General features: G+C 71.4%; 28 protein-coding genes and 4 pseudogenes. All 32 read right to left on the bottom strand.

What is annotated here, in order from left to right:
* Positions 1-13: 13 nt before the first annotated feature.
* Entirely contained in the window at positions 14-979 is a 966-nt protein-coding gene (locus tag QUE51_RS04700; RefSeq protein WP_286278456.1) for a DNA topoisomerase IB, read from the bottom strand.
* Positions 979-1,425 (bottom strand): hypothetical protein, encoded by a 447-nt coding sequence (locus QUE51_RS04705; RefSeq protein ID WP_286278457.1) that lies wholly within the window; start codon positions 1,423-1,425, stop codon positions 979-981. The genes QUE51_RS04700 and QUE51_RS04705 overlap by 1 nt, the downstream gene beginning before the upstream one ends.
* A gap of 63 nt (positions 1,426-1,488) precedes the next feature.
* A pseudogene (locus tag QUE51_RS17790) lies at positions 1,489-2,603 on the bottom strand (acyltransferase family protein).
* A gap of 248 nt (positions 2,604-2,851) precedes the next feature.
* Positions 2,852-4,045: an elongation factor Tu gene (gene tuf / locus QUE51_RS04720; protein WP_286278460.1), complete on the bottom strand. Its 1,194-nt coding sequence runs from the start codon at positions 4,043-4,045 to the stop codon at positions 2,852-2,854.
* Between the two features lie 119 nt (positions 4,046-4,164).
* Positions 4,165-6,277, bottom strand: a pseudogene (fusA, locus tag QUE51_RS04725) (elongation factor G).
* Positions 6,278-6,414: 137 nt separating this feature from the next.
* Positions 6,415-6,885 (bottom strand): 30S ribosomal protein S7, encoded by a 471-nt coding sequence (gene rpsG, locus QUE51_RS04730; protein WP_286278461.1) that lies wholly within the window; start codon positions 6,883-6,885, stop codon positions 6,415-6,417.
* The gene (gene rpsL / locus QUE51_RS04735; protein WP_286278462.1) at positions 6,885-7,259 is read right to left on the bottom strand and encodes a 30S ribosomal protein S12; all 375 of its coding nucleotides are present in this window, start codon (positions 7,257-7,259) and stop codon (positions 6,885-6,887) included. Before rpsL ends, rpsG begins: the two co-directional genes overlap by 1 nt.
* Before the next feature lie 279 nt (positions 7,260-7,538).
* Positions 7,539-8,351, bottom strand: a complete 813-nt coding sequence (locus QUE51_RS04740; RefSeq protein ID WP_286278463.1) for an alpha/beta fold hydrolase — start codon at positions 8,349-8,351, stop codon at positions 7,539-7,541.
* Between the two features lie 49 nt (positions 8,352-8,400).
* Positions 8,401-8,616: a DUF6121 family protein gene (locus QUE51_RS04745; RefSeq protein ID WP_286278464.1), complete on the bottom strand. Its 216-nt coding sequence runs from the start codon at positions 8,614-8,616 to the stop codon at positions 8,401-8,403.
* The gene (locus QUE51_RS04750; protein ID WP_286278465.1) at positions 8,580-8,888 is read right to left on the bottom strand and encodes a DUF6121 family protein; all 309 of its coding nucleotides are present in this window, start codon (positions 8,886-8,888) and stop codon (positions 8,580-8,582) included. The genes QUE51_RS04745 and QUE51_RS04750 overlap by 37 nt, the downstream gene beginning before the upstream one ends.
* Positions 8,889-8,897: 9 nt before the next feature.
* The gene (locus QUE51_RS04755; protein ID WP_286278466.1) at positions 8,898-9,149 is read right to left on the bottom strand and encodes a carbon storage regulator; all 252 of its coding nucleotides are present in this window, start codon (positions 9,147-9,149) and stop codon (positions 8,898-8,900) included.
* A 9-nt stretch (positions 9,150-9,158) separates the two neighbouring features.
* The gene (locus QUE51_RS04760) at positions 9,159-10,109 is read right to left on the bottom strand and encodes a hypothetical protein (protein WP_286278467.1); all 951 of its coding nucleotides are present in this window, start codon (positions 10,107-10,109) and stop codon (positions 9,159-9,161) included.
* 31 nt (positions 10,110-10,140) lie between these two features.
* Positions 10,141-12,134 (bottom strand): annotated as a pseudogene (locus tag QUE51_RS04765) (flagellar biosynthesis protein FlhA).
* A gap of 68 nt (positions 12,135-12,202) precedes the next feature.
* Positions 12,203-12,712 (bottom strand): EscU/YscU/HrcU family type III secretion system export apparatus switch protein, encoded by a 510-nt coding sequence (locus QUE51_RS04770; RefSeq protein WP_286278468.1) that lies wholly within the window; start codon positions 12,710-12,712, stop codon positions 12,203-12,205.
* On the bottom strand, positions 12,709-13,284 hold the full coding sequence (locus QUE51_RS04775) for an EscU/YscU/HrcU family type III secretion system export apparatus switch protein (RefSeq protein WP_286278469.1): 576 nt from the start codon (positions 13,282-13,284) through the stop codon (positions 12,709-12,711). The genes QUE51_RS04770 and QUE51_RS04775 overlap by 4 nt, the downstream gene beginning before the upstream one ends.
* On the bottom strand, positions 13,284-14,042 hold the full coding sequence (locus tag QUE51_RS04780; RefSeq protein WP_286278471.1) for a flagellar biosynthetic protein FliR: 759 nt from the start codon (positions 14,040-14,042) through the stop codon (positions 13,284-13,286). Before QUE51_RS04780 ends, QUE51_RS04775 begins: the two co-directional genes overlap by 1 nt.
* On the bottom strand, positions 14,042-14,317 hold the full coding sequence (fliQ, locus tag QUE51_RS04785) for a flagellar biosynthesis protein FliQ (protein ID WP_286278473.1): 276 nt from the start codon (positions 14,315-14,317) through the stop codon (positions 14,042-14,044). The genes QUE51_RS04780 and fliQ overlap by 1 nt, the downstream gene beginning before the upstream one ends.
* A 3-nt stretch (positions 14,318-14,320) precedes the next feature.
* On the bottom strand, positions 14,321-15,106 hold the full coding sequence (fliP, locus tag QUE51_RS04790; protein ID WP_286278475.1) for a flagellar type III secretion system pore protein FliP: 786 nt from the start codon (positions 15,104-15,106) through the stop codon (positions 14,321-14,323).
* 69 nt (positions 15,107-15,175) lie between these two features.
* A complete protein-coding gene (locus tag QUE51_RS04795) occupies positions 15,176-15,685 on the bottom strand; it encodes a FliO/MopB family protein (protein ID WP_286278478.1) in 510 nt (169 codons plus the stop codon).
* Positions 15,686-15,692: 7 nt separating this feature from the next.
* Positions 15,693-16,397 carry a flagellar motor switch protein FliN gene (fliN, locus tag QUE51_RS04800; RefSeq protein WP_286278480.1) on the bottom strand — a complete coding sequence of 235 codons (705 nt, stop codon included), beginning with the start codon at positions 16,395-16,397 and terminating at the stop codon, positions 15,693-15,695.
* 75 nt (positions 16,398-16,472) lie between these two features.
* On the bottom strand, positions 16,473-17,297 hold the full coding sequence (locus QUE51_RS04805; protein WP_286278482.1) for a hypothetical protein: 825 nt from the start codon (positions 17,295-17,297) through the stop codon (positions 16,473-16,475).
* Positions 17,298-17,422: 125 nt separating this feature from the next.
* Positions 17,423-18,469 carry an OmpA/MotB family protein gene (locus QUE51_RS04810; protein ID WP_350226714.1) on the bottom strand — a complete coding sequence of 349 codons (1,047 nt, stop codon included), beginning with the start codon at positions 18,467-18,469 and terminating at the stop codon, positions 17,423-17,425.
* Positions 18,375-19,181, bottom strand: a complete 807-nt coding sequence (locus tag QUE51_RS04815; RefSeq protein ID WP_286278486.1) for a motility protein A — start codon at positions 19,179-19,181, stop codon at positions 18,375-18,377. Before QUE51_RS04815 ends, QUE51_RS04810 begins: the two co-directional genes overlap by 95 nt.
* A complete protein-coding gene (locus QUE51_RS04820; protein WP_286278488.1) occupies positions 19,181-19,459 on the bottom strand; it encodes a flagellar FlbD family protein in 279 nt (92 codons plus the stop codon). The genes QUE51_RS04815 and QUE51_RS04820 overlap by 1 nt, the downstream gene beginning before the upstream one ends.
* A gap of 219 nt (positions 19,460-19,678) precedes the next feature.
* Positions 19,679-20,848: a flagellar hook protein FlgE gene (locus QUE51_RS04825; protein WP_286278489.1), complete on the bottom strand. Its 1,170-nt coding sequence runs from the start codon at positions 20,846-20,848 to the stop codon at positions 19,679-19,681.
* The gene (locus QUE51_RS04830) at positions 20,785-21,303 is read right to left on the bottom strand and encodes a flagellar hook assembly protein FlgD (RefSeq protein ID WP_286278490.1); all 519 of its coding nucleotides are present in this window, start codon (positions 21,301-21,303) and stop codon (positions 20,785-20,787) included. Before QUE51_RS04830 ends, QUE51_RS04825 begins: the two co-directional genes overlap by 64 nt.
* Before the next feature lie 13 nt (positions 21,304-21,316).
* Positions 21,317-22,729 (bottom strand): flagellar hook-length control protein FliK, encoded by a 1,413-nt coding sequence (locus QUE51_RS04835; RefSeq protein WP_286278492.1) that lies wholly within the window; start codon positions 22,727-22,729, stop codon positions 21,317-21,319.
* Positions 22,726-23,448 carry a C40 family peptidase gene (locus tag QUE51_RS04840; protein ID WP_286278494.1) on the bottom strand — a complete coding sequence of 241 codons (723 nt, stop codon included), beginning with the start codon at positions 23,446-23,448 and terminating at the stop codon, positions 22,726-22,728. The genes QUE51_RS04835 and QUE51_RS04840 overlap by 4 nt, the downstream gene beginning before the upstream one ends.
* Positions 23,445-23,876 (bottom strand): flagellar FliJ family protein, encoded by a 432-nt coding sequence (locus QUE51_RS04845; protein ID WP_286278495.1) that lies wholly within the window; start codon positions 23,874-23,876, stop codon positions 23,445-23,447. Before QUE51_RS04845 ends, QUE51_RS04840 begins: the two co-directional genes overlap by 4 nt.
* Positions 23,866-25,181: pseudogene (locus QUE51_RS04850) on the bottom strand (FliI/YscN family ATPase). The gene QUE51_RS04845 and the pseudogene QUE51_RS04850 overlap by 11 nt, the downstream one beginning before the upstream one ends.
* Positions 25,182-25,192: 11 nt before the next feature.
* Positions 25,193-25,786: a FliH/SctL family protein gene (locus QUE51_RS04855; RefSeq protein ID WP_286278497.1), complete on the bottom strand. Its 594-nt coding sequence runs from the start codon at positions 25,784-25,786 to the stop codon at positions 25,193-25,195.
* Complete coding sequence (locus tag QUE51_RS17795) at positions 25,776-26,198, bottom strand: FliG C-terminal domain-containing protein (protein ID WP_350226715.1); 423 nt, start codon at positions 26,196-26,198, stop codon at positions 25,776-25,778. Before QUE51_RS17795 ends, QUE51_RS04855 begins: the two co-directional genes overlap by 11 nt.
* Positions 26,199-26,244: the final 46 nt, after the last annotated feature.

Below are 26,244 nucleotides of genomic sequence, written 5' to 3' on the forward strand. Positions count from 1 at the left end.
CGAGGGCGCCGAATCATCCCGGATACAGCATGGCCCGCAGCTCGCTCTCCGGGCGAGCGGGGTCGATGGTCTCTCCGCTGTTGTAGTGATCGACGACCCGGGGGTCCACGTAGCTGGCCCGCGCGATCGACGGCGTGTTGCCCAGCACCTCGGACGCGTCCTTCATGGCCTGGACTATCGCCTTCTGCCGCTTCGTCTTCGTGGTCTCCGGGCCGTGCTCCGCGAGGCTCTTCGCCGCGGCCAGGGTGCCGTGCAGGGTGCGGAAGTCCTTCGCCGTGAACTCCCCGCCGGTGCGCTCGCGCACGTAGTCGTTGATGTCCGCGGCGGAGACGGGATGCCACCCGCGGCCGTCCTTGAAGGCCAGCAGGCGCGCGTTCGGCCCGCGGCGCTTGAGCGCGCGCACCACCCGGGCGAGGTCGGCGTCCTTGATGTCGGACTCCCACGTCTGGCCGCTCTTCGCCGGGAAGCGCAGGGACACGACGTCGCCGCGGACGGTGGCGTGCGCGCACAGGAGGGTCGAGAGCCCGTGGCTGCCGTTGGCGGTCGCGTAGCGCTCGGAGCCGACCCGCAGGGAGCCGGTGTCGAGCATCCGGAAGGCGGCCGCGAGAGCCCGCTCCCTGCTCGGCCCCTCCGAGCGCAGGTGCAGAGTCACCTGCCGGCGCGCGGCCGGCAGCGACTCGGCGAGCTTGAGGGCACGGTCGTACTTGACCCGGTCCTTCTTCTCGCGCCAGTACGGGTGGTACATGTACTGCTTGCGGCCCTGGGTGTCGTAGCCGACGGCCTGGATGTGGCCGTTGTCGTAGGGCGCGATCCACACGTGCGTCCAGGCGGGCGGGATCACGAGGGCGTCGAAGCGCTCGCGCAGCTCCGGATCCGTGACCGCCTCCCCCGTCTTGATGTCGTGGTAGGAGAAGCCCTTCCCGCGGCGCACGCGCGTGTACCCGCGGTATCCGACGTTGGAGCGGCGCAGCCGGACCATCAGGCCACCGCCGCGGGTGCGGGCGGGGTCCGCCGGAAGAGGACGAGGTGGGTCAGGACGAGGGCGATCAGCGCGGCGCCGCAGAAGAGGGCGACGTCGACGACCGCGATCCCGACGACGAGATCGCCGAACCCGCCGACGGCCGCGGCGAACGCCGCCCAGAACGCGAGAGCGGCCCCACCGACGAGCAGCGTGAGAAGCGTGTCGGTCACGAGGCGCACCACCGGGCTCCGGCTGCGGTTGACGGCGGCGGCCACGAGCAGGAGGACGATCCACAGCAGCACGGCGACGCCGAGGATCCCGACCACCGACGCGGGCCCGGAGCGGAAGAAGGCGTCGAGCGCGGACTCCGCCGTCCCGAGCGCGAGCAGTCCTGCGCCGAGGAACAGCAGCACCAGGGTGATCCCCGCCGCGGCGAGGGGTTCGGCGAGCGTCCTGCCAGACATGACGCGAGTCTAGGACCGACCGCGCCCCCGGATCGCCGCCCCCGTTCGGGACGGCGCCGGCGGTCAGGCCGGAGCAGCGGAGACCGCATGGATCCCCCAGAAGGACAGGAGGAGCGTGAGGGTCGCGAGGGACGCGAGGGAGCCGAGGACGACCGGCTTCCTCCTGCGGTACTCGGCGGCGCGGAAGCGGATGGGGTTCTCGATATAGCGGAGGCTGAGCGCTGCGACGACGAAGGTGAGCGCCACGAGGCCCACCACCACGTACCAGGGACTCGCCTGGCCGGTGACGTACGGCGTGAACCCGACGATCGGCAGGTGCCACAGGTAGAGGGAGTAGGAGGCGTCACCGATCCACTGCACCGGCCGGAGGCGGGCGAGCCGGACCGACCCCCAGGGCACCTCGGGAGCGCCCGCGACGAGGACGGCCATGGTGCCGAGCACCGGGACGACGGCGATCCAGCCGGGGAAGGCGGCCGGGTGGTTCCAGAAGAGGGCGACGCCGGCGATCACCGCGAAGCCGAGCCAGGACACCACCGCGCGCTGCCGCGGCGTGAAGAAGCGGGGGCGAGGGGCAGCAGGGCCATGAGGCCGCCTGCCCCGAACTCCCACGCGCGACTGAAGGTGGAGTAGTACGCCCAGTCCGCGGCGGCGTCCGTCTTGAGGCCGCAGTAGACGAAGGACGGGACGGTGACAAGGAGCAGCACCGCCGCGAGGATCGGCACGGTCCGCAGCCCCGCGCGACCCAGGACGCGCGCCAGGATCAGCGCGAGCAGGAGGATGCACGGCCACACGAGGTAGAACTGCTCCTCCAGCGCGAGCGACCAGAAGTGCACGACGGGCGTCGAATCGAGCTGCGACCGGACCGGGTCGATGGTGGCGAGCGCCATGAACCAGTTCTGCACGTAGAGGAGGCTCGCGGCGATCTCGCCCAGGAACTCCGGCCAGCTCCTCCGCGGCACGAACGCCACGGTGAGGACGGTGCACGCCGTGAGCGCGACGAGCGCCGCGGGCAGGAGGCGCCGGATGCGCCGCAGGTAGAAGGCGCGGAGGTCGATGCGGCCGGTCCGCGCATGCTCGCGCAGCAGCAGGCCGGTGATGAGGTAGCCCGAGACGACGAAGAAGACGTCGACCCCGATGTACCCGGCCGGCGCGAGTCGGGGGACGATGTGGTTCGTCATGACCGCGAGGATCGCGACGGCCCGGAGGGCCTGGATCTCCGGGCGCACGGCGGTGCGCTGCAGGAGGGGGTGGCCGTCACCCGCCCACGCTATGTCGGGGACCTCGGGGGCCGAATCGCTGCCCCGGGCTTGACTCCTGCGCCGTCGCGGGGCAGGAGCGGGGTCGGCGGCCCGGGACCGGCCGCGTCCGGGAACGACGAAGGGGCCTGGCCGGACGGCCAGACCCCTTGTCGAGTGTTCCGGAAGGACTACTTGATGATCTTCGTCACCGTGCCGGCGCCGACGGTGCGGCCACCCTCACGGATCGCGAAGCTCAGGCCCTCCTCCATGGCGATCGGCTGGATCAGCTGAACCGTCATGTCGGTGGTGTCGCCGGGCATGACCATCTCGGTGCCCTCGGGCAGCGTGATGACGCCGGTGACGTCGGTGGTGCGGAAGTAGAACTGCGGACGGTAGTTCGCGTAGAACGGGTTGTGACGCCCACCCTCATCCTTGGACAGGATGTACGCGGTGCCCTCGAAGTCGGTGTGCGGCGTGACCGAACCCGGCTTGACGACGACCTGGCCGCGCTCGACCTCTTCGCGCTTGGTGCCGCGGAGGAGCAGACCACAGTTCTCGCCGGCCCAGGCCTCGTCGAGCTGCTTGTGGAACATCTCGATGCCCGTGACCGTGGTCTTCTGCGTCGGGCGGATGCCGACGATCTCGACCTCGGAGTTGATCTTGAGCGTGCCGCGCTCGGCGCGGCCCGTCACGACGGTGCCACGACCGGTGATCGTGAACACGTCCTCGATCGGCATGAGGAACGGCTTGTCCTTGTCGCGCACCGGGTCCGGGATCGACTCGTCCACCGCGTTCATGAGCTCGACGATCGACTCGGTCCACTTGGGGTCGCCCTCGAGCGCCTGCAGGCCGGACACGCGGACCACCGGGGCGTTGTCGCCGTCGAAGCCCTGGCTGGCGAGCAGCTCGCGGACCTCGAGCTCGACGAGCTCCAGGATCTCCTCGTCGTCAACCATGTCGGCCTTGTTGAGCGCGACGAGGAGGTACGGGACGCCGACCTGCTTGGCGAGCAGCACATGCTCACGCGTCTGGGCCATCGGGCCGTCGGTGGCGGCGACCACGAGGATCGCGCCGTCCATCTGCGCCGCGCCGGTGATCATGTTCTTGATGTAGTCGGCGTGACCGGGGGCGTCGACGTGAGCGTAGTGACGCTTGGGCGTCTCGTACTCGACGTGCGAGATGTTGATCGTGATGCCGCGCTGGCGCTCCTCGGGAGCGGAGTCGATCGACGCGAAGTCACGCTGCTTGTTGGTCGCGGACGGGTACTTGTCCGCCAGCACCTTCGAGATCGCCGCGGTGAGCGTGGTCTTGCCGTGGTCGACGTGACCGATCGTTCCGATGTTGACGTGCGGCTTGGTCCGCTCGAACTTGGCCTTGGCCACTGGTGTCCTCCTTAAGGACGTCTCGTGCAGTCCCCCGGATCGCAGGCTGCAAACCGGAAGAGACTACAGGGGAATCGGTAGTTATGTTACTTGGGTCGTGAACGGCTGACCGAGGGTGGTCAGTCGCCCTTGTTCTTCTGGATGATCTCGTCGGCCACGGCCCGGGGGACCTCGGCGTAGCTCGAGAAGGTCATCGAGTAGACGGCGCGTCCGGAGGTGCGGCTGCGCAGGTCGCCCACGTAGCCGAACATCTCGGAGAGCGGGACGGTGGCCCGGATCACCTTGACGCCGGTGGCGTCCTCCATGGCGAGGATCTGCCCGCGCCGGGAGTTGATGTCGCCGATGACGTCGCCCATGTACTCCTCGGGCGTGCGGACCTCGACGCTCATGATCGGCTCGAGCAGCGCCGGGTCGGCACGCCGAGCGGCCTCCTTGTACGCCATCGAGCCGGCGATCTTGAACGCCATCTCCGACGAGTCGACGTCGTGCGCCGCACCGTCGAGGAGGATCGCCCGGACGCCGACGGTCGGGTAGCCCGCGAGGACACCGACCTGCATCGCGTCCTGGATGCCCGCGTCGACCGACGGGATGTACTCCCGGGGCACGCGGCCACCGCTGACCGAGTTCTTGAACTCGTACGACGTCTCCGCCGTGACCTCCATCGGCTCGAGGGAGATCTGCACCTTCGCGAACTGGCCGGAGCCACCCGTCTGCTTCTTGTGCGTGTAGTCGTACTTCTCGATCTTCTTGCGTAGCGTCTCGCGGTAGGCCACCTGCGGCTTGCCGACGTTCGCCTCGACCCGGAACTCCCGCTTCATGCGGTCGACCAGGATGTCGAGGTGGAGCTCGCCCATGCCCTTGATGATGGTCTGGCCGGTCTCCTGGTTCTGCTCGGTGCGGAACGTGGGGTCCTCTTCGGCGAGCTTCTGGATCGCCATGCCGAGCTTCTCCTGGTCGGCCTTGGTCTTCGGCTCGATGGCGACCTCGATGACCGGCTCTGGGAAGGTCATGCTCTCGAGCACGACCTGGTTGTTCGCGTCGGAGAGGGTGTCACCGGTGGTGGTGTCCTTCAGGCCGATGACCGCGTAGATATGGCCGGCGGTGACCGAGTCGACCGGGTTCTCCTTGTTGGAGTGCATCTGGAAGATCTTCCCGATGCGCTCCTTCTTGCCCTTGGTCGAGTTGACCACCTGCGCGCCAGAGTCGAGTCGACCCGAGTAGACGCGGATGTAGGTGAGACGGCCGAAGAACGGGTGCGTCATGATCTTGAACGCGAGCGCGGAGAACGGCTCGTCGGCGTCGGCGTGACGCTCGATGACCTTCTCCTCGTCGCGGACGTCGTGGCCCTCGACGGCCGGCACGTCGAGCGGCGACGGCAGGTAGTCGACCACGGCGTCCAGCATCGGCTGCACGCCGCGGTTCTTGAAGGCGGACCCGCAGAACACGGGGTACAGCGCGCTCGCGATGGTGAGCTTGCGCACGGCGCCCTTGATCTCCTCGACCGTGAGCTCCTCGCCGCCGAAGAACTTCTCGAGCAGCGCGTCGTCGGTCTCCGCGACGCGCTCGACGAGCTTCGCGCGGTACTCCTCGGCCCGCTCGCGCAGGTTCTCCGGGATCTCCTGGGTCTCGTAGGAGGCGCCCAGGGTGACGTCACCCTTCGCGTCGCCGGGCCACACGAGCGCCTTCATCTCGACGAGGTCGACGACACCGACGAACTCGCTCTCGGAGCCGATCGGGATCTGCATGACGAGGGCTCAGCGCCGAGGCGCTTGATGATGGTGTCGACCGTGTAGTAGAAGTCGGCGCCGAGCTTGTCCATCTTGTTGACGAAGCAGATGCGCGGGACGTCGTACTTGTCCGCCTGGCGCCACACCGTCTCGGACTGGGGCTCCACCCCTCCTTGCCGTCGAACACGGCGACCGCGCCGTCGAGGACGCGGAGGTTGCGCTCCACCTCGACGGTGAAGTCCACGTGCCCGGGGGTGTCGATGATGTTGAGCTGGATGCCGTTCCAGAAGCACGTCGTCGCAGCGGACGTGATGGTGATGCCGCGCTCCTGCTCCTGCGCCATCCAGTCCATCGTGGCGGCGCCGTCGTGCACCTCGCCGATCTTGTGGGTGATGCCCGTGTAGTACAGGATGCGCTCGGTCGTGGTGGTCTTGCCGGCATCGATGTGCGCCATGATGCCGAAGTTGCGGACCTTGTTCAGGTCGGTGAGCACGTCTTGTGCCACGGAGTCCTCCGGGGAAGTTTTGGTGGGGTTGCTATACGCAACGGCGGACCGAGAGAAATGCTTCCCTCGGTCCGACCGCTTCGCTGTCGGCTGATTCCTCGGCGCCCGCGTGCGGGGCCTCGATCAGCGGTTCTTGCCTACCAGCGGTAGTGCGCGAAGGCCTTGTTCGACTCGGCCATCTTGTGCGTGTCCTCGCGGCGCTTGACGGCGGCGCCGAGACCGTTCGACGCGTCGAGGATCTCGTTGGTGAGGCGCTCGGTCATCGTCTTCTCGCGGCGCTGCTTCGCGTAGCCGGTCAGCCAGCGGAGGGCGAGGGTGTTGGCGCGGTGCGGCTTGACGTCGACCGGGACCTGGTAGGTCGAGCCGCCGACGCGGCGGGACTTGACCTCGATCGAGGGGCGCACGTTGTCGAGCGCCTTCTTCAGCGTGGCGACGGCGTCCTGGCCGTTCTTCGCCGAGACACCCTCGAGGGCGCCGTAGACGATGCGCTCGGAGAGGCCCTTCTTGCCGTCGAGCAGGATCTTGTTGACCAGCTGGCTGACGACGGGGGCGCCGTACACCGGGTCGGCGACGACGGGACGCTTCGGGGCGGGACCCTTGCGGGGCATTACTTCTTCTCCATCTTCGCGCCGTACCGGCTGCGAGCCTGCTTGCGGTTCTTCACGGCCTGCGTGTCGAGCGCGCCGCGGACGATCTTGTAGCGGACGCCGGGGAGGTCCTTCACACGGCCGCCGCGGACGAGCACCATCGAGTGCTCCTGGAGGTTGTGGCCCTCACCGGGGATGTACGCGGTGACCTCGACCCCGTTGCTGAGCTTCACGCGTGCGACCTTGCGCAGGGCGGAGTTCGGCTTCTTCGGGGTGGTGGTGTACACGCGGGTGCACACGCCGCGCTGCTGCGGGTTCGCGTTCAGCGCCGGCGCCTTGGTCTTCGTGACCTTGGGCGCGCGGCCCTTGCGGACCAACTGCTGGATGGTTGGCACTAACTGCTCCTTGGTTTCATACTGCTCGGCTGCCCACGCATCGGCACGATGCGAACGGGCTCCTGGACAACCGGCAATACGGGATCGAACTCATATCGCTGGTGGTGTGGCGGTGGGGGCGGCATCCGACCTGAGATCGGATGTGTTTCGCCCAGCGTCGCCGGAGATCGGAGAGTGTGCCTCGGGCACACACCCCGGAAATGTTAGCCGCCGCGCTTCGGGCGGTCAACCTGACCGGGACTGGTCGGCGAGCCGTTCGGACCGGGACCGCGAAGCAGTTTACCGCACGCCGCTGTGGGCGTCGCGGCCGCTCAGGAACCCGGAGAGGATGTCGAGCAGCGCGTCGCGATCCCACCGGTGATCGGCGCCCGGAACCTCGATGCGGCGGGCCCCGGGGATGGCCTCGACGATGGAGTCGGCGGCGGGTCCGAAGAACGCGAGGGTCTCGGCCCCGACGAGCGCCGCGACGGGGACCGAGATCCCGCCCCACAGCTCCCTGCGCGGCGCAGACTGGGCGACGGCGAGCGATTCGGTGTCGGGCTCGAGCGACGGCCCGACCTGCACCATGGTCGGCCACGCGGGGCTCGCCTTCGAACCCTCGAGCCACTCCGGCGGCATGTCCTTCATGAAGTGCTCCACGACTGCGTCGGTCTCGCCGTCCCGGATGAGCTTCCGGAGCTCGGCCAGGAACGCCTCGCGTTCGCCCCCGTCCGGCTGCGGTCCGAGCGGGACCTCCCAGAGGGCGAGGGCGGTCACGGGCAACCCCGCTGCGGCGGCCGCCAGGGAGATGGATCCGCCGGACGAGCTGCCGAACAGCGCGGCGGACCCGCCCGCCGCCTCGATCAGGGCAGCCAGGTCCTCCAGGGTCTGGGCGAGGGTGAACGGCGCCGAGCCGCCGCTCTCTCCGCGGCCCCGCCGGTCGTAGTTGAGCACCGTGAACCCCCGTGCTGCAAGCAGCGAGGCCAGCTCGCGGGTCTCAGGGTCGAACGCGCGGAACTGGAACGCACCCGCCACCAGGATCACGGCCGGGCCCTCGCCCTCGATGTCGTAGGCGATGCGGGTTCCGTCGGCCGAGGTGGCGAAGCTGGTCATGTGGACACCGTAGACAAGGGGAACTGCCAGCGGAACGCCAGAAACCGCCTCATTCGTCGGACGGGTCCTCCCATGGCCACCGAGGTCGGGGAGCGCCGCCGATCTCCGCTCGGCCGATCGCGCCGGCCAGCAGAGCCGCGATGCCGGCGAGGAAGGCCGCAGCGACGATGAAGGGACTCGATCCCGCCCCGAGGGGATAGCCGACGAGCCAGAAGAGCTGGCCGCGGATCAGGGCGTAGCCGATCCCGCCGATGAGGAGCAGCACCAGGTACACGGCCGCGGCGGTGCCGAAGAAGGCGATGCCGGGCCGCTCCCTGTCCGCACGATGCGCAGCACGAGGAGCAGCAGCGCGATCGCGGCGAGCCCCACCATCACGGGGCCGAGGAGAGGGCCTGCGTCGCCCTGCGGGATGACGTCGAGGTCGAGCAGGAGGCTGAGGATGCCCCAGACGGCGATGACCACGGCGACCCACGCGACCGCGGTGAGGGCCGCCAGCAGGAGCAGTCGCGGTCTCGGGCGGCGCTGGCCCGCGCTCATCCCGGCGTCCTAGCCGTCCGTCGGCTCCGCGGGCGGCTTGGAGAGGAGGTCGACGAGCCGCTCCCCGTCCGTGGCCCCGACGCTCGCGGCCTCGGTGTTGGCGGCGGAGACCGCGGCGATCACCTCCGCGCGCTGGATCGGCACACCGCGCGGGGCGTCGAAGCCGATGCGGATGCCATCGCCCCGGATGTCGATGACGGTGATGACGATGTCGTCCCCGATCATCACGCGCTCGCCCTTCTTGCGCGTCAGGACCAGCATCCCGTCAGCCTATCCCAAGCGGTCCGACCAGCCCTCGGGCAGGCCGAGCTCCGCGATCGAGTCGCGGTCCGAGGTGAACCGGCCGGCGAGCGTCGCCATCGCGGCGACATCGGCGACCGCGCGGACCGCGTTGACCCACCGCGCGGTGTCGACGGTCTTGCGGGACACGTCGACGGCGACCCACACCTGGTCGGCGCCGATGCCCTGCAGTGCGGCGACCCGGGGATCCGACGGGTTGCCGTTGCCCAGCCCGTACGCCACGACGACGGTCTGGCCGCTCTGCACGCCGTAGGCCCGCGCGGCGAGCGCGCCTCGCCGGTCCTCGACCCTCCGGCGGGTGTGACCGACCACCGAGCCGCCGTCGCAGACGTTCGCGCGGCCGAGGCGCCGGGCGAGCGCGGTGGCCACCTCGAGCGAGTCCTCCCCCAGCCCGGCGACGAGGACGAGGTCTCCCGCCTGGGTCGGCAGCGGAGGCGGGACGCGGCCCGCGGGCACCGCGCCCGGCAGCACGGCGCCGGCGTCGATGGGCCCGGTGCGCGGCGGAACCGGCAGCACGCCGCCGACGGGACCCGTGCGCGGCGCGGCGGGCAGCGGGATCGCGGGCGCGTCCCACGCGTCCCACGCCGGACGCGCGGCCGGCGCCGGGCGCGGGGCTGGAGGACGGGGAGCGGCGACGTCGGCGCGCAGCGTGTCGAGGACGCGGGCGAAGTCGATGCTCTCGGTCGAGACCGGCGGCTCGGCCTGCGGGGCCCCGGCCTCGGCCTGCTCGGCGTCCTCCAGGAGGCGGGCGAGTCCGACGCGGGCCGAGGTGTCGAACGCGTGTGCCTCAGGCGCCGCGCCCGGGTCGGGCACGTCCACGGTCACATCGATCACGCGCTTGGCGAAGAAGCCCCCGATCCCGCCGAGAAGGGACTCCTCCGTGGAGACGACCCGGGCTCCCGGACCGTACTCCGCGCGCACGCGCTCCGCGAGGCCGCGGAGCGTCGGCTGCTCAAGCCGAAATCGGATCGAGGGCACGCACCACCCCCACCGTCTCGATGGCGACGTCCGCCGTCGTCACCTCCGAATAGGAGAGCACGGACAGCCCGCCGGTCTGCGGCGCGACCAGCCGGCGTACGGCGGGACGCAGCGCCGGGGCGCACACGAGGACGGGCGCCCACCCGCGGCTCTCGGCCGTCTGCACCGCGTTCCGGAGCGAGCCGACCACCGCCTCGAGCCGGGCCGCGTCGAAGAGCACCTGGGTACCGAGCTCCGAGGGCCGGAGCGACTCGAGCATCGCCTGCTCGAGCGGCGGGTCGAGCATGATGACCCGCAGCGTGCGCTCGTCGAGGTGGGGCGCGACGACGACGGGACCGAGCGCGTACCGCGCGGCCTCGACGAGCCCCTCGGGATCCGTGGACACGCGCGCGCGGAGCGTGAGCGCCTCGTAGATGCGGGCGAGGTCGTTGATCGGGAGCCGCTCCTGCAGGAGCCCCTGCAGGACGCGGTGCACCTCCGCGAGCGTGAGCAGGTTGGGGATCAGCTCGTCCACGACGGCCGGGCTGATCTGCTTGACGCTCTCGGTCAGCACGCGGACGTCCTCGCGGCTGAGCAGTCGGGCCGCGTTGTCGGTGATGAGCGACGACAGGTGCGTGATGACGACCGAGCCGCGGTCGATGACGGTGGCGCCGGTGAGCTCGGCGCTGTGCCGCATCTCGGCCGGGATCCACTTCCCGGCGAGGCCGAACACCGGCTCGATGGTCGGCGTCCCCGGGAGTCCGTCGAGCGCGTCGCCCAGGGCGAGCACGCGTCCGGCGGGGGCGATGCCGCGCCCGACCTCGACCCCCGCGACACGGATGACGTAGGTGGACGGCGGCAGATCGATGCTGTCGCGGGTGCGGACCGGCGGCACGACGACGCCGAGCTCCATCGCGATGCGCCGGCGCAACGCCCGGACCCGGGCGAGCAGGTCGTCGCTCACGCCGGAGACGAGGTCGACGAGGTCTGCGGCGAGCTGGATCTCGAGCGCGTGCACGCGCATCTGTTCGACGAGGTCCTCGGTCGTCTCGCTCGGGGCCGCCTGCTCCGCCTGCTCGGCGAGCACCGCCGCCGCCGCCTTCGCCTTCTCCGCGGCCTTCACCCGCTGGCCGATCACGATCAGCGTGATGCCGACCAGCAGGAACGGCACGAACGGCATGCCCGGGATGAACGCCATCGCGATCGCCGCGCCCCCGCGATGAGCAGGGCGAGGCGCGACTGGGCGAGCTGACCCGACGCGGTCGACCCCATGTCGCTCTCGGCGCCCGAGCGGGTCACGATCATGCCCGTCGAGACGGCCATGAGCAGCGCGGGCACCTGGGTCACCAGGCCGTCGCCGATGGTCAGGAGGCTGTAGGTGCTGACCGCGTCCTCGATCGACTGCCCGTGGGTGAGCATGCCGATCGCGATGCCGCCGACCAGGTTGATGATGATGATGACGATGCCGGCGATCGCGTCGCCCTTGACGAACTTGCTGGCACCGTCCATCGCGCCGTAGAAGTCGGCCTCGGCGGAGACCTCCGCGCGACGGCGGCGGGCCTCGTCCTCGGTGATGAGCCCCGCGTTGAGGTCGGCGTCGATGGCCATCTGCTTGCCGGGCATGGCGTCGAGGGTGAAGCGTGCGCCGACCTCGGCGACGCGCTCCGCGCCCTTGGTGACCACGACGAACTGGATGACGACGAGGATCAGGAAGATCACGGCGCCGATGATGAGCGATCCGCCCACGGCGACGTGGCCGAACGCCGCGATGACCTGCCCCGCGAAGCCGTCGCCCAGCACGAGCCGGGTCGAGGCCACGTTGAGGCCAAGCCGGAACAGGGTCGCCACGAGCAGCAGCGACGGGAAGATCGAGAAGTCGAGCGGCTTCTTCACGAACATCGTCGTGAGCAGGATCACGAGGCCGAACAGGATGTTCACCGTGATCAGCAGGTCGAGCAGCCAGGCCGGGACGGGCACGACGAGCAGCATGATGATCGACACCACCCCGACGGGGATGGCGATGGCGGTCAGCGTCTTCTTCACGGCGGACCTTCCTCTCAGGCCGGGGCCGGGACGAGGCGGTGCACGCCGAGGGCGGCACCGCGCGACTTGAGGGACAGCACGAACGCGAGCACGCGGGCGACCGCTCCGTAGAGCTCGACCGGGATCTCGTCGCCGACGTCGCACGCGCCGTAGAGCGCGCGCGCGAGCGGGATGTCGTGGACCATGGGGGTGTTGGTCGAGGCGGCCCGCTCGCGGATCTTCGCCGCGACCTCGCCTGCGCCCTTCGCGACGACGCGGGGAGCCGACTTGCCCTTCTCGTACTTGAGGGCGACCGCGACGTGGGTCGGGTTGAGGAGCACGACGTCGGCCGAGCCGACCGCGGCGATCATGCGGTTGCGCGACATCGCGAGCTGCTTCGACCGCCGCTGCGAGCGCACCAGCGGGTCGCCCTCGGAGCTCTTGTTCTCGTCACGCACCTCGCGCTTTGTCATCCGCGTCTGCTTGCGGTTGCGCCGCATGACGACGAAGACGTCGACGAGCGCCAGCCCGATGCCGGCGATCACCGCGGACTGCAGGAGCGAGCCGGCCGCTCCCCGGCCGTCGACAGCAGCGCCGCCACCGGCAGGCTGCCAGCGTTCGAGAGCAGCGGCACCAGGCCCTGGATGACGACGACGAGCGCGAGCGCGACGACGCTCGACTTGAGGATCGCCTTGCCGCCCTCCCACAGGCCGCGCGGGCCGAAGAGCCGGCCGAGCCCCTTCACCAGGTCGAAGTGCTCGACGCGGAAGCTCAGCTGCTTGAACCGGAGCCCGCCCTGCACGACGTGCCCGACGAAGGCGCCGACGACCGCAGCGAGGAACATGGGCGCCATGATCGGCACGACCTGGGTGAGCGCGTTGCCGAACACATCGAGCGCGACGAGCGGGTCGGGCGAGCGGGTGAGGGTGCGGAAGCCCGCCACCATGGCGGTGGTCGCGTCGGTGGCGCCGCTGAGCACGGCGGGGATCGCGAGGGCCGCCCCGGCGAGCCCGACCCACCCGGTGAGGTCGTGGGAGGAGGCGATCTTGCCCTTCTGCCGGGCCTCCCGCATCCGCTTGTCGGTGGCCTTCTCGGTGCGCTCTGACGTATCGCTCATCAGGTCACCACCCCCATGAGGGAGAGGCCGTCCTCGACCAGCGCGCCGACCACGCGCGGCAGCGCGAGGAAGACGACGCCGGCGACCAGCAGCGTGATGAGGATCTTGAGCGGGTAGCCCATCGAGAAGGCGTTCATCTGCGGCGCGACGCGGGTGAGGAGCGCGAGGCCGACGTCGGCGAGGAACAGGACCAGCATGATCGGCCCGGCGATCTGCACCGCGGCGAGGAACATCTGGGTGACGCCGCCGATGAGCTGGGCGCCGGGCTCGCTCATGTCGAGCATCCCGGTCACCGGGAGGGCATCGAAGGTGCGGACGAGGCCGCCGAGGATCAGCTCGTAGCCGCCGCTCGCGAAGAGCAGGGCGATCGCGATCATGTGCATGAGACGGGTGAACTGGGCGCCATTGACGAGCGACTGCGGGTCGAACGCCTGCGCCATCTGGAAGCCCGCGAAGAGGTCGATGAGGTTGCCGGCCGACTGGATGGCCGAGAAGACGAGGAACACGAAGAACCCGAGCAGCGCACCGGCGATCAGCTGGGCGACGAGCGCGAGGAGGAACGGTCCGGTGCCGAGCGATGTGTACCCGACGGTGGCGCGCGGCGCCACGACGATCGCGAGGGCCACCGCGAGCATCCCCTTGATCCGCAGCGGGAACGCGTTGTGCGAGAACGGCGGCGCGATGACGAGGAACGCGACCATGCGGACCCCGGCGAGCATGGTCGCCTCGAGCCAGGACATGTTGAGCGCGAACTGCATCAGCCACCTGCCAGGAGGTGCGGCAGCAGGCGGAACATGCTGTTGGTGAAGTCGACCGACTCGCTGATCATCCAGTGGCCGCAGACGAGGAGCGCAACGGCGACCGCGACCGCCTTGGGCACGAAGGAGAGCGTGACCTCCTGGATCTGGGTGATCGACTGGAACACCGAGATCGCGAAGCCGACCACGAGAGAGGTCACGAGCATGGGCGCACTGAGCTTCGCCGCAAGCATGAGGGCCTGCATGGCGATGTCGAGGACTGCGTTCTGATCCATCGCCTACGTCCGATAGCTCTGCACGAGCGACGTGATGATGAGGCCCCACCCGTCGACCAGGATGAACAGGAGGATCTTGAACGGCAGAGCGATCATGACCGGCGGGAGCATCATCATGCCCATGGCCATGAGGCCCGAGGAGACGACGAGGTCGATCACGAGGAACGGCACGAAGATGACGAGGCCGATGATGAAGGCCGCCCGCAGCTCCGAGATCATGAACGCCGGAATCAGGGTGACCATCGGCACCGCCTGAGGGGACGCCGGGTTCGCCTGACCGGCCGCGCGCGTCATGAGCGCGATGTCCTCCTCGCGGACGTGCGCGAGCATGAAGCCCTTGAGCGGTCCGGCCGCCGCGTGCAGCGCCCCGCCGAAGTCCATGGTGCCGTTGAGGTAGGGCTGCACCGCGTGCACGTTCACGTCGCCCAGCACCGGCCACATGATGAACAGCGACAGGAACAGCGCGAGGCCCGCGATCACCTGGTTGGGCGGGATGCTGTTCAGCCCGATCGCGTTCCGCGTCATGGCGAGCACCACGAAGATCTTGGTGAACGACGACATCATCAGCAGCAGAGCCGGGGCGACCGAGAGCAGCGTGATGCCGAGCAGCACGACGATCGACGTCGACGGTGCGCCGTCCGGGCCGTTGATCTGGATCGAGAGATCCCCGGGCGTCGGCGTCGGCACGACCGGAGCGACGGGCGCGACCGGCGCGGCCATCGCGAGCTCGGGCACGACGACGGCCAGCACGACGCCGACGAGAACCGCCGCGCCCGCTCCGACCGCCACGCGGCCGGCTGTAATCCTGTTGGCTTCCTGCCCCCGTACCTGGCGCCATCCTGGCGCCGGGGGCGGCCCTCACCGAGCCCGCCGCAACGCCATGGCTGTCTGGCGCCAGGTGTCCGCCGAGAGGAGGGAGCCGGAGACGCGGGAGGGGGCGGGGCGCGTTGCCTCCGCCTCCCGAGCCGCGCGCCGGGTGGCCGGCATCAGGGGGATCGGGTCGCGCACCACGACGGGCGCGCCCTGGCCCTGGGTGAGTTGAGCGTCCTCGAGCGCGCGTTCGAAGGACGGGAGCCGGATGGGGGTCGTCGGGAGCGCCGGCTCCGCGGGGACCTCGAGCTGGTCGAGCACGGTGACCGCGTGCTCCGTGACGCCGAGGAGGAAGCGGCGGCCGCCGGCCTCGACGATGGCGATCGACGCCTTCGCGCCGAGCCCCTGCTTGGCCACCACGGTGAGCTGCTTGGCCTTCACCGTGCGGCCCAGCGGGCTGCGCTTGCCGTTCAGAATCCACCGGGTGGCGAACCAGATGACGCCGAGGACCGCACCGAGCGAGACGAGCACCCGGAGGGCGAGGAAGACGGTGTCCACCCGGGGCTCAGTCGGCTTCGACGGTGTCGAGGATCCGGGTGATGCGGACCGCGAACTCCTGGTCGACGACCACGATCTCGCCGTGCGCGATGAGCCGGCCGTTGAGCAGCACGTCGGCGGGCGTGCCCACTGCGCGGTCGAGCTCGACGACGGCACCGGGCTCGATCGCGAGCAGCTCCCGCACCGACATCCGGGTGCGGCCGATCTCCACCGCGAGGGTCATCTCGACGTTGTTGATGCGCCCGAGCTTGGAGCTGAGGTGCGGGTCCGCGGCAGGACGCGGCGCGGCGCTGCGGATGCCGACGGCGAACCAGCCGGCGACCCCCGCCTCTCCGACGAGGTCGAAGACGACGGTGTCCGGAGCGGAGAAGAGCGCGGAGGCGTCCCCCTCCCGGATGGCGCCGAGCATGCCCTCGCCGAGGACGGCCGCGGCCTCCTCGAGGGCCGGACGGAGGACATCCCCCGGCCGCACCATGCCGGCGCTGACCCCGGCGGCCTCGGCGAGCCCCTCCTGGTCGATCAGGACGAGCGACAGCTCCGCCGAGCGGCTGCCGACGAAGGTGGCGGTGACCGCGGAGGCGACCTGGGCGGGCGTGAGCGGCGCACCCGCGTGCCGGGTGCCCATGAGCGCCGGGCCCGGGAGGGCGCGGACGAGGGCGTCGACCAGCGGCGCGGCGGGTGCGATGTCGTTGACGGTGGTGGGGAAGTTCACGAGGCCTCCTGGGGATCGAGGACGACGCAGGCAAGGCGGTTCCCGTTGGAACCGACAGCGGCCCGGGCGACCGTCTCACCGTCGACGGTGAGCTGCAGCGGCCGGTGCTGCGGGTGGACGAGGGGATGACGTCGCCTTCGGCGAGGCCGAGGACGACGGACGGGCTGACGGGCGTGGGATCGAAGCGGAGCGACAGCTCGAGGGGGCCGCGACGACGTGGGCGCCGAGCCGGTCCCGGGCGTCGGCGGCGGACTGCGCGGTCTCGACGATGCCGAGCTGAGGCAGCACGGCCTCGGCCGGCAGCGCGAGCGTCGCCGGCGTGGTGTGCTCGCCGACCTCGATGTCGAACGATCCGACGACCATGAGGTCGGTGGTGGCCGCCGCCTGCGCGAACTGCGGGTTGTAGTGGAAGGCCTCCACCGTCATGGCCATCGGCAGCAGGTTGCCCATGGAGTAGCGCAGATCCTCCAGCGCGTCCTCGGCCAGGCGCCGGACGAGCGCCTGCTCGATCTGTGTGAAGCTCCGCTGGCGGGGCTCGATGCGCCCGCTGCCGCCGAGCATGCGGCCGATCCAGCGCAGAGCGGCATTGGTGGGGAACTGCAGGATGGCGCGGGCGTCGATGCCCTCCATGCCGATGAGCACCATGGCGCTCGTCTCGGGGAGGGTCGCGATGTACTCGTCGTAGCTGGGCAGGCCCGAGGAGAGGTAGGTGACGCGCGAGACGGTGCGGACCTTGGCGGTCAGCTGCGTCCCCCACTGCCGCGCGAACGTCTCGTAGACGAGCTCGAGCAGCCGCGACTGGTCGCGCCCCAGGGTGACCGGGCGGAGGAAGTCGTAGAGCTCCACGGCGGATGCCGCGGTCTCTCGCCCTCCGGCGCTCCGCCGCTCCCGTACCGTCACCTTCGGACTATATGTCGGCGTTTTCCGCCCGCCCGGCAGGGCGGACGTGTGTTGCCGCCGACGCACCCCCGCGGCGTGTGCCCACTTCAGGGGGTGCGCAAGCGTCCACGCGATCGGCTGCGCGGTCAGTGTCCGGCGGTCGCCGACTTCTTCTCGGTCGTGGCAGTCGCCTTGGTCGTGGTCTTCGAGGCGGAGGCCTTCTCGGCTGACGCCTTCTCCGTCGTGGCGGTCGCCGTCTCCGCGGAGGCCGGCGCCGCGGCGGCCGCCGAGGTGGCCGAGCCGCTCGAGACCGCTCCGGACACGAGGCCCGGGATGAGCGCGTTGACCTCGTCGGACGAGGTGGTGTGGACCACGATGTCGACGCGGCGGTTCTCCTGTCCGGCGTCGTCGCCGACCGGACGGGTGGAGCCGTAGGACACGGAGGAGATGTTGCCGCCCGCGACGCCTGCGCTCTCCACGAGGAAGCGCAGCACCGCGGTGGAGCGCGCTGCGGCGAGATCCCAGTCGGACGCGAAGGGCGCGGGCGATCCGTGCGGATCGGCGTGGCCCTCCACGGTGACCTCGTTGGGCAGCGGTGCGAGCACCGGGCCGAGCGCGCGGAGCACGCCCTCCGCCTCTCCCCGCAGGGTGGCGCTGTTGCCGTCGAAGAACGTGTCGGTGCCGACGAGGCCGATCGTCAGGCCGTCGGAGTTGATCGCGAACTCGGCGTCCGCGGCGACCCCGGCGCTCGACAGCGAAGCGCTGATCTGCCCCTCGACCGTCTTCAGCGCGTCGATCTGCTGCATGGCGAGCTGGGCGGGCGTGAAGCCCTCCCCCTCGTCGTCCACCATGTCCTTCGGGACGACGACCCCTTCCGCGGTGTCGACGGTCACGCTCGGCGTCGCGCCGAAGCCCGTCGCCAGCGAGTTCGCGAGCTTCTCGAACTTCGTCTGGTCCACCGAGGACATCGCGTAGAGCACGATGAAGAGGCACATGAGCACGGTGACCATGTCCATGTAGGACGCCATCCAGCGCTCGTCGACGTGGAACTCGCCCCCGTGACCTCCGCCACGGCGTCGTCTATGGCCGCTCACCGGGTCACGCAGCCTTCTCGGCGTCGGCCTTGTCGGCCTTGTCCGCCTTGCCGGACTTGCCGTGCTGGTGCTCGGGGACGAGCGCAAGGAGGCGCTCACCGAGCAGCCGCGGCTGGCTTCCGGCCTGCAGGGCGACGACGCCCTCGATGAGGAGGGTCATGCGCTCCGACTCCAGGTCGGTGAGCTTGCCGAGCCGGCCGCCGATCGGCAGCCACAGGAAGTTGGCGGACAGCACACCCCAGAGGGTCGCGACGAAGGCCGCGGCGATGGCGTGGCCCAGGGTGTCCGGGTCGGAGAGCTGCTCGAGGACGTGGGTCAGCGAGACGACCGTTCCGATGATGCCGATGGTGGGCGAGTAGCCGCCGAGCGAGTTGAAGAACTTGGAGGCGGCCTTGCCGCTCCGCTCGCGGGTGGCGGCCTCGTCCTCGAGCATGATGCGCAGCTCGTCGGCGTCGACACCGTCGGCGATGTTCTGCAGAGCCCGCTTGAGGAACGGGTCGTCGACCTTCTCCGACTCCTGGTCGAGCGCGAGCAGGCCGTTGCGGCGGGCCACCTCGGCGAGGCCGACGACCTGGTCGATCACCTGGCGCGGCGGCATGACCTTGCCGAGGAACGCCTTCGGCAGCGAGCGAAAGCCGTGGATCGCATCGGGGAGCGTGGTGCTCGCGATGCCCACGGCGAGCGTGGCGCCGAAGACGAGGACCATCGGCCCGGGAAGCAGGATCGACATCGGGCTGGCGCCTTCGACGACGATCATCGTGAGAAGGGCGCCGAAGGCGAGGACGACTCCGACGAGGGTGGCGGGATCCATCAGCGCGCTTCCTTCCGGGTGCGCGGCTTCTCACCGTCGACGACGCCCAGGCGGGCGGTGCGACGCGGCTCGCGCTCGACGCTCATCGACTGGGCGAGGGCGAGGACGCGGGCGCGGTAGCCGGCGATGAGGTCGATGACCTCCTCGAGCGACTCGCGCACGATGAACTGTGTGCCGTCGACGAGCACGATCGACGTGTCCGGGCTGGACTGCACGCGCTCGATCAAGTCCGGGTTGACGGCGAACGTGCTCTCATTGAGCCTCGTCAGCACGATCATCGGGATTCCCCCATCCATGGGCACCGCCGGGTCCCATCCATGGGACCGCAAAAGGCGGTGACAGGGAGAACAATCGGCACCGGAGAAGGGCGCGTAAGGCCGAAAAAGCCGAGCTGATACCCCTCTTCGCGGCACTTTTCGGCTCGACACGCCGGACAACCGGCCGGCCGGGGCGGAATGCGTACCCCGACCGGCTCTCAGCGCAGCGTCAGCGCAGCGTCAGCGCTTCAGGTTGGTGAGCTCCTGCAGGACCTCGTCGGAGGTCGTGATGATGCGCGCGTTCGCCTGGAAGCCGCGCTGCGCGACGATCAGGTTCGTGAACTCCTGGGACAGGTCGACGTTGCTCATCTCGAGGGCGCCGGCGACGACGCTGCCGAGGCCTGAGGTGCCCGGCGTGCCGAGCACCGCGTCGCCGGAGTTGACCGACGCCCGGTAGGACGACTCCCCCGCCTTCTCGAGGCCGCCCGGATTGACGAAGGACGCGAGCGCGAGCTGGGCGATCGGAACCGTGGCGCCGTTGCTGAACGAGCCGACGAGCGTGCCGTCGCCGGAGAGGCTGAAGCTCTGCAGAGCGCCGACCTGGCTGCCGTTCTGCGACGAGATGGTCGCGGTCTTGAGGCCCGCGTAGCCGGTCGCCTTGCTGAGGTCGACGGTGACGCCTCCCACGGTCAGGCTTCCGCCGGTGGCGACGGTGCCGTTGGTGAAGGTCATCGCCCCGGTCGCAGTCGTGGTGCCGTCGGTGCCCGACACGTTCCAGCCCGCCGCGGTCTTCGCGAAGGTCAGGGTGAGGGAGCGGGCGGCGCCGACGCCGTTGTAGACCTGGATGTCGCGCACGACGGTGTCGCCGACCGCGGCGTCGGCGGGCAGGTTGCCGGTCACGGCGGCGCCCGTCGTGGCCTTGGCGGGAGCGACGACGTCACGGGGAACCTGGATGGCGCCGACCGTGCCGCCCGTGGAGACGACACCGTTCACCGCCGTCCAGCCCTGCACGAGCGAGCCGTCGGCCGTCGTGAGGCGGCCCATCGAGTCCCAGCCGAACGAGCCTGCGCGCGTGTAGGTGGTCTCGTTGCCCTGCTTGGTGACGAAGTAGCCGTCGCCCGTGATCAGCATGTCGGTGTTCTTGCCGGTCGACTGGGTCGAGCCCTGCGTGAGGTTGGTCGCGATGCCGGCGACCTGCACACCGAGGCCGACCTGGGCGGGGTTCGTGCCACCCGAGTTCGCCTGCGCGAAGCGCGCGCCCGAGGTGAGCTGGGAGAGCGTGTCCTGGAACTGGACCGCGGACGACTTGAACGCCGTGGTGTTGACGTTGGCGATGTTGTTGCCGGTCACGTCGAGCATCGTCTGGTGGGAGCGGAGGCCGGAGATCCCGGAGTACAGCGAGCGGAGCATGGCGGATGCCTTTCTGTTGGGTGGCCGGGGTCAGTCGGTCGAGGGCTGGGCGATCTTGCTGATCGCCGAGAGGGGATGGTGGTGGCCCCCACGGTGACCGTGGGGGCGTCGCCGTCGAAGGCGACGGCGGTCGCCGTGCCGGTGTGCAGGATGCCGTCGGCGTCCGGATAGGTCACCTCGCGGCCGATGACGGATGCCGCGGCGATCTGCTGCTGCAGCGCATAGCTCGCCTGGTTGGTGGTGGTCAGCTGCGTGAGCTGCTCCATCGAGGCGAGCTGAGTGGTCTGGCCGATCATCTCGTTGGTGTCGAGCGGCGAGCTGGGGTCCTGCGAGCGCAGCTGGGTGACGAGCAGCGTCATGAACATGTCGCTGTCGAACTTCTGCTTGGGCGCGCGCGACGCGGGAGTCGTGTAGACGGAGGTCCCTCGGGTGGCGGCGACGGAGTCGATGGTCATGGTCTTCTTCCGATCAGGCGAGGACGTCGAGTCGGGACTGCCGATCGGCGAGCGGCAGTGGGGTGCGAGGGAGCGGCGCCGCGGCGCGGACCTCCGCAGGGAGCGGGAATGGCCGGGCCGGCGCCTCGCCCCGTCCGTCACCCCGGCGGGCTCCCGGGTCGGACGCGGAGCCGGCATCGCCGTTCGCCACGCCCAGGGTCGCGCTCGGACCGGACGCGGCGAGGTCGCGGCGCAGGTCCGGCAGGATCGCGCGTAGAGCGTCGCGAGCCTGGTCCGTGGGGGCGAACAGCTCGATGCGCACGCCGTCGCCGGACACGTGGGCGCGGACCGTGACGGGGCCGAGGTTCTCGGGAGTGACGCGGACCGTGACGACGTGCTCGCCGTGCGGGGCGGAGGCCAGGGCGAGGATCGGCCGGCCGACCTGCTCGGTGAGCGCGGGTGCGGGCGGCGCCGGCGGCGCGGAGGCGGCGACCGGCGTGGCGGACGCGGGAGCCGGGGTGGCGGCGGGAGCGGGCGCCGGCGCGAAGGTCGACGGCGTGGTTCCCGCGGCGGCCTCGGCACGGGGGCCTTCGGGCGCGCGGTCGGCGGGTGCCGTCGCCACGATCGGCGCCGGTCCGGACAGGCTCACGGCAGGCGCAGCCGCGGGGCCGGCCGCGGGCGCGACAGGAGCTGCGGCCGGCGGAACGGGAACCGCCGGTGCGACGGGGAGGCCGGGCAGGGCGGGGCTGCCCGCAGCCGCAGCCGTCTGGTCGGTAGCGGCAGGGGTGGCCGTCGTCGGGTCCGCCGGGTTCGCGACGCGGGGCGTTCCGACCGGGGGCGGGAGGGGCGCTCCGGGCACCGTCGGGAGCGCGGGTGCGCCGGCAGGCGCCGAGGGGGTGGCCGCCTGGGTGGACGAGGTGACAGCCGGAAGCGCCGGGGCCGGAAGCGTCGGGGTCGCAGCGGGCGCAGCAGGCGCGGGCGCCGGAGCGGTGACACCCGGCGCGGTTCCGGCGGGAGCAGCGACCGGAGCAGCAGCGGGCTCGGCGGGAGCCGAGGCGGTGGGCGCCGCCGGGGCCGGGATGGCGGGCACCGGCGCGACGGAGCTCGCGAACGGAGGAAGGATCGGCGCGGGCGCGGAGGCGGTGGCCGTGGCAGGCGCGACGGCGGCGGGCGCATCGTCCTCGGCGAGGCCAGCGGCGTCAGCCGCGTCCGCCGCTCCGTCGGCCGCGGACCCCTGCGCTGCGGGGTCGGGGGCGGTGGTGCCACGGTGCAGGCCACGACGGACGCCCTCGTGAGCGCCTCGGTCGTGCTGGGTGCGACCCTGCTGCGCCTTGCCGAGCTCCTGGTCGAACCGGTCGGCGCCTGCCGTTCCCGTGGACGCGGCGGAGCCGGAGGCGGCACGGGCCGCCGCGATGGGCGCGGCGGGAACGGCGGATGGGGCGATCATGAGACTCCTCCGGAGACGAGAGCGGAGCGGGCCGCGACGAGCTGCTGCAGGGTGGACGAGCTCGTCGTCGTCCCGCCCGAGCCGAGCAGCGACAGCATGGAGCTCAGCGAGTCGCTCGAGGCGGACCCGGCGCCGAGCAGCGAGGTGAGGCTCTGGGCGGAGGTCTGAGCCGCACCGGCCTCGGCGGCGGTCGGCACGACTCGGCGGATGGTGTCGATCCCCTCGTCGCCCACCCACAGCTTCTGCACGGACACGTTCCGGCCCTCGTAGGGCGCGTGGATGACCGTGTTGTTGCCGAGGTAGATGGCGATGTGGTCGCCGCCGTCGAGCACGATGAGGTCGCCCGGCTGGGCCTGCGCGAGCGAGGGCACCTCGGTGCCGATGGTCTGCTGCTCGTGCACGAGGCGGGGGACGTCGATGCCGAGGTCCGCGAAGGTGCGCTGGACGAGTCCCGAGCAGTCGATGCCGCTCGACGTCGTCCCGCCGAGCACGTACGGCACTCCCACGTACTTCTGGGCCGCGGCCGCGACGTCGTCCCCGGTCACCGTGCCATCGCCGAGCAGGGTCGACGAGGTTCCGGTGGCGGAGGAGAGGGCGTCGGCGAAAGCCGAGGCCGATGCGGCCGAGGCGGCCTTCGGCGCCGCGGCCGTCTGGCCGGTGAGCTGGAGGATCCGGGTCTGGATCGCCTGCATGGAGGCGATCGCATCGCTGACGCTCATCGCTCCTCCTCGATCGAGGGCCGAGGGCGGGACGCGCGCCCGGCGAGCTCGTCGAGGACGGTCTGCTCCGCGCGGAGCTCCTCGGCCGCCTGCTCCTCCGCGTGCCGCTCCTCGAGCTTCTCGAGGGCGAGCGTCTGCGCCCGCGCGGCGGCGTGCTCCGCGGCGGCGCGAGCGACCTCGGCGTCCTGCTCGAGCTCGAGGTTCTTGAGGTCGGCAAGCATGCTGGACGTGGATGCGCGCGCGGCCGAGATGGCGTGCATGCTCTCCACCGACACGGCCTCGTCGTCGACGAGCGAGTCGCGGACGTGCGTGCGCTGAGCGGCGAGCTCCGAGGCTCGCGAGCGCGCACGGAGCAGCCGCCCTGCGGACTCGTCCTCCTGGAGGCGGCGGAGCCGGAGCAGTCCGGCGAGTGAGAAGTCACGCGGCACGGGGCACTCCCATCCGGTCGAGGAGGGCGCCAAGGTGCGCCCAGGCGTCGTAGTAGGGGGCGGGCTCGCCCATCCCCTGCTGCAGGAAGGCCGCGATCTCGTCCGCGGTCGCGAGCGCTGCGTCGACGAGGGGTTGGCGCCGCGCTGGTAGGCGCCGACGTCGATGAGGTCCTGCACGTCCCGGCGAGCGGCGAGCACGCGCCGGAGGGCGGCGGCATCCGCGCGCTGCTGGGGAGTCGTCACCTTGGAGGCGACGCGGGAGACGGACCCGAGGACGTCGATGCTCGGGAAGTGCCCGGCGGTCGCGAGGCGGCGGTCGAGCACGACGTGGCCGTCGAGGATCGACCGGACCGTGTCGGCGATCGGCTCGTTGTGGTCGTCGCCGTCCACGAGCACGGTGTAGATGCCGCTGATCGACCCCTCGACGCCCGTGCCGGCCCGCTCGAGCAGCCGGGCGAGGAGGCCGAAGACCGACGGCGGATAGCCGCGCGTCGCGGGCGGCTCGCCCACGGACAGCCCCACCTCGCGCTGCGCCATCGCGACGCGCGTGAGGGAGTCCATCATGAGCACCACGTGCGAGCCCGCTGCGCGGAACTCCTCGGCGATCCGGGTGGCCGTGAAGGCGGCCCGCACGCGCACGAGGGCCGGCTGCTCGGCCGTCGAGACGATGACCACGGAGCGCGCGAGGCCCTCAGGGCCGAGGTCGTCCTCGAGGAACTCGCGCACCTCGCGGCCACGCTCCCCGATGAGGGCGATGACCGAGACCTCCGCCTCGGTGCCGCGCGCGACCATGGACAGCAGGGACGACTTGCCGACGCCGGAGCCGGCGAAGAGCCCGATCCGCTGGCCGCGGCCCATCGTCGCGAGCGTGTCCAGCACGCGCACGCCGAGCGGCAGCGGCTGGGTGATGCGGGCGCGGTCCATCGGCGAGGGCGTCGGTCCGTCCACCGGGACCGTGCGGGGGTCGAGCAGGGGGCCGCGTCCGTCGATGGGGGTCCCGGATCCGTCGAGCACGCGACCGAGCAGGGCGGGCCCCGTGGGGATCCGCATGCGGGCCCCGGTGGAGCGGACGGGCATGCCGGAGGCCATCCCCTCGATAGCGTCGAGCGGCATCGCGGTGAGGGTGGGCCCGTCGACCGCGACGACCTCGACGCGGGACCGCGCCGGCCCGACCAGCAGGAGGTCGCCGATGCCGGCTTCGACGCCCCGGATGGCGATGCCGAGGCCGGCGACGGACGCGACGGACCCCTCGCGCTCGGGGCGGACGGCGTCGATCAGGGCGTCGAGGCTGGCCGGGCGCCGCAGCACGGCGGCGGTCACGAGGCGTCCTCGAGGGCCTGGCGGGCGCGCTGGACGGCGCCGGCGATGCGGGCGTCGAGGATGCCGTGCTGGAGCAGCACCACCACGTCGCCCGGCAGCAGCGCCGCGTCGGCGAGGACCGGCACGGGCAGGTCCTCCTGCTCGAGCAGGGCGGCGTCCCGCGGGTGGACGCGGATGCCGCGGATCGATCCCGGCTCCCCAGCCACGGCGAGAGTCGCGCGCACGCGGGCGAGCGCCGACGCCGGCTCGTCGCGGAGCTCGCAGCCGAGCAGAGCCTCGGCGAGCTCGACGGCGCCCGCAAGCAGGGACTGGTCGGCGGACGCGAGGACCGGCGCGGTGGCTGCCTCGAGCCGCGCGGCGGCGGAGCTCAGCGCCGCGGTGGCGGCACGGAGGGCGGAGCGCTCGCGCTCGAGCATGCGCTCGTGCTCGGCGCGCTGGCCGGCGAGCTCGCGCGCGAGAATCTCTGCGGCCTCCCGGCGGCCGGCCGCGAAGCCGGAGGCGTGCCCGGCGACGCGGGCCCGCTCGGCGACGGCGCTGAGCTGCTCGTCCTGGAGGACCGGGTAGGTGTAGAGGGCGAAGTCAGTCGACATACTCGACCTCCTCCTCCACGGCGCGGTGCACGGTGATCGCGCCCGAGGCCTCGAGGTCGCGGATGGCGCGGACCACCTGGCTGCGGGCCTCGTCGACCTGCCCCTTGAGCACCCGGCCGAGGAGCGACGTCTCCTCCTCGAGCAGAGTCCGGTTGCGCTCGGACATGTTGCTGCGGATCGTCTCCGCGACGGCGGGGCTGGCGCCCTTCATCGCGATCGCGAGCATCGCCGGGTCGAGGCTGCGGAGAACCTGCTGCACGTCGCGCTCCTCGAGCGTGACGATGTCGTCGAAGCCCAGCATGCGGGACTTGACCTGCTCCGCGAGCTCCTGGTCCCGCTCCTCCAGCGCCGAGAGCAGGTCGCGCTCGATCGTGGCGTCGGCCCGCTTGATGATGTCGACGAGCGGCTGCACTCCCCGACGGCCTGGACCTTCTCCTTCGGCATGACGATGGACCGCG

The sequence above is a fragment of the Naasia aerilata genome (genome assembly GCF_030296595.1).
Lineage (GTDB): Bacteria > Actinomycetota > Actinomycetes > Actinomycetales > Microbacteriaceae > Naasia > Naasia aerilata.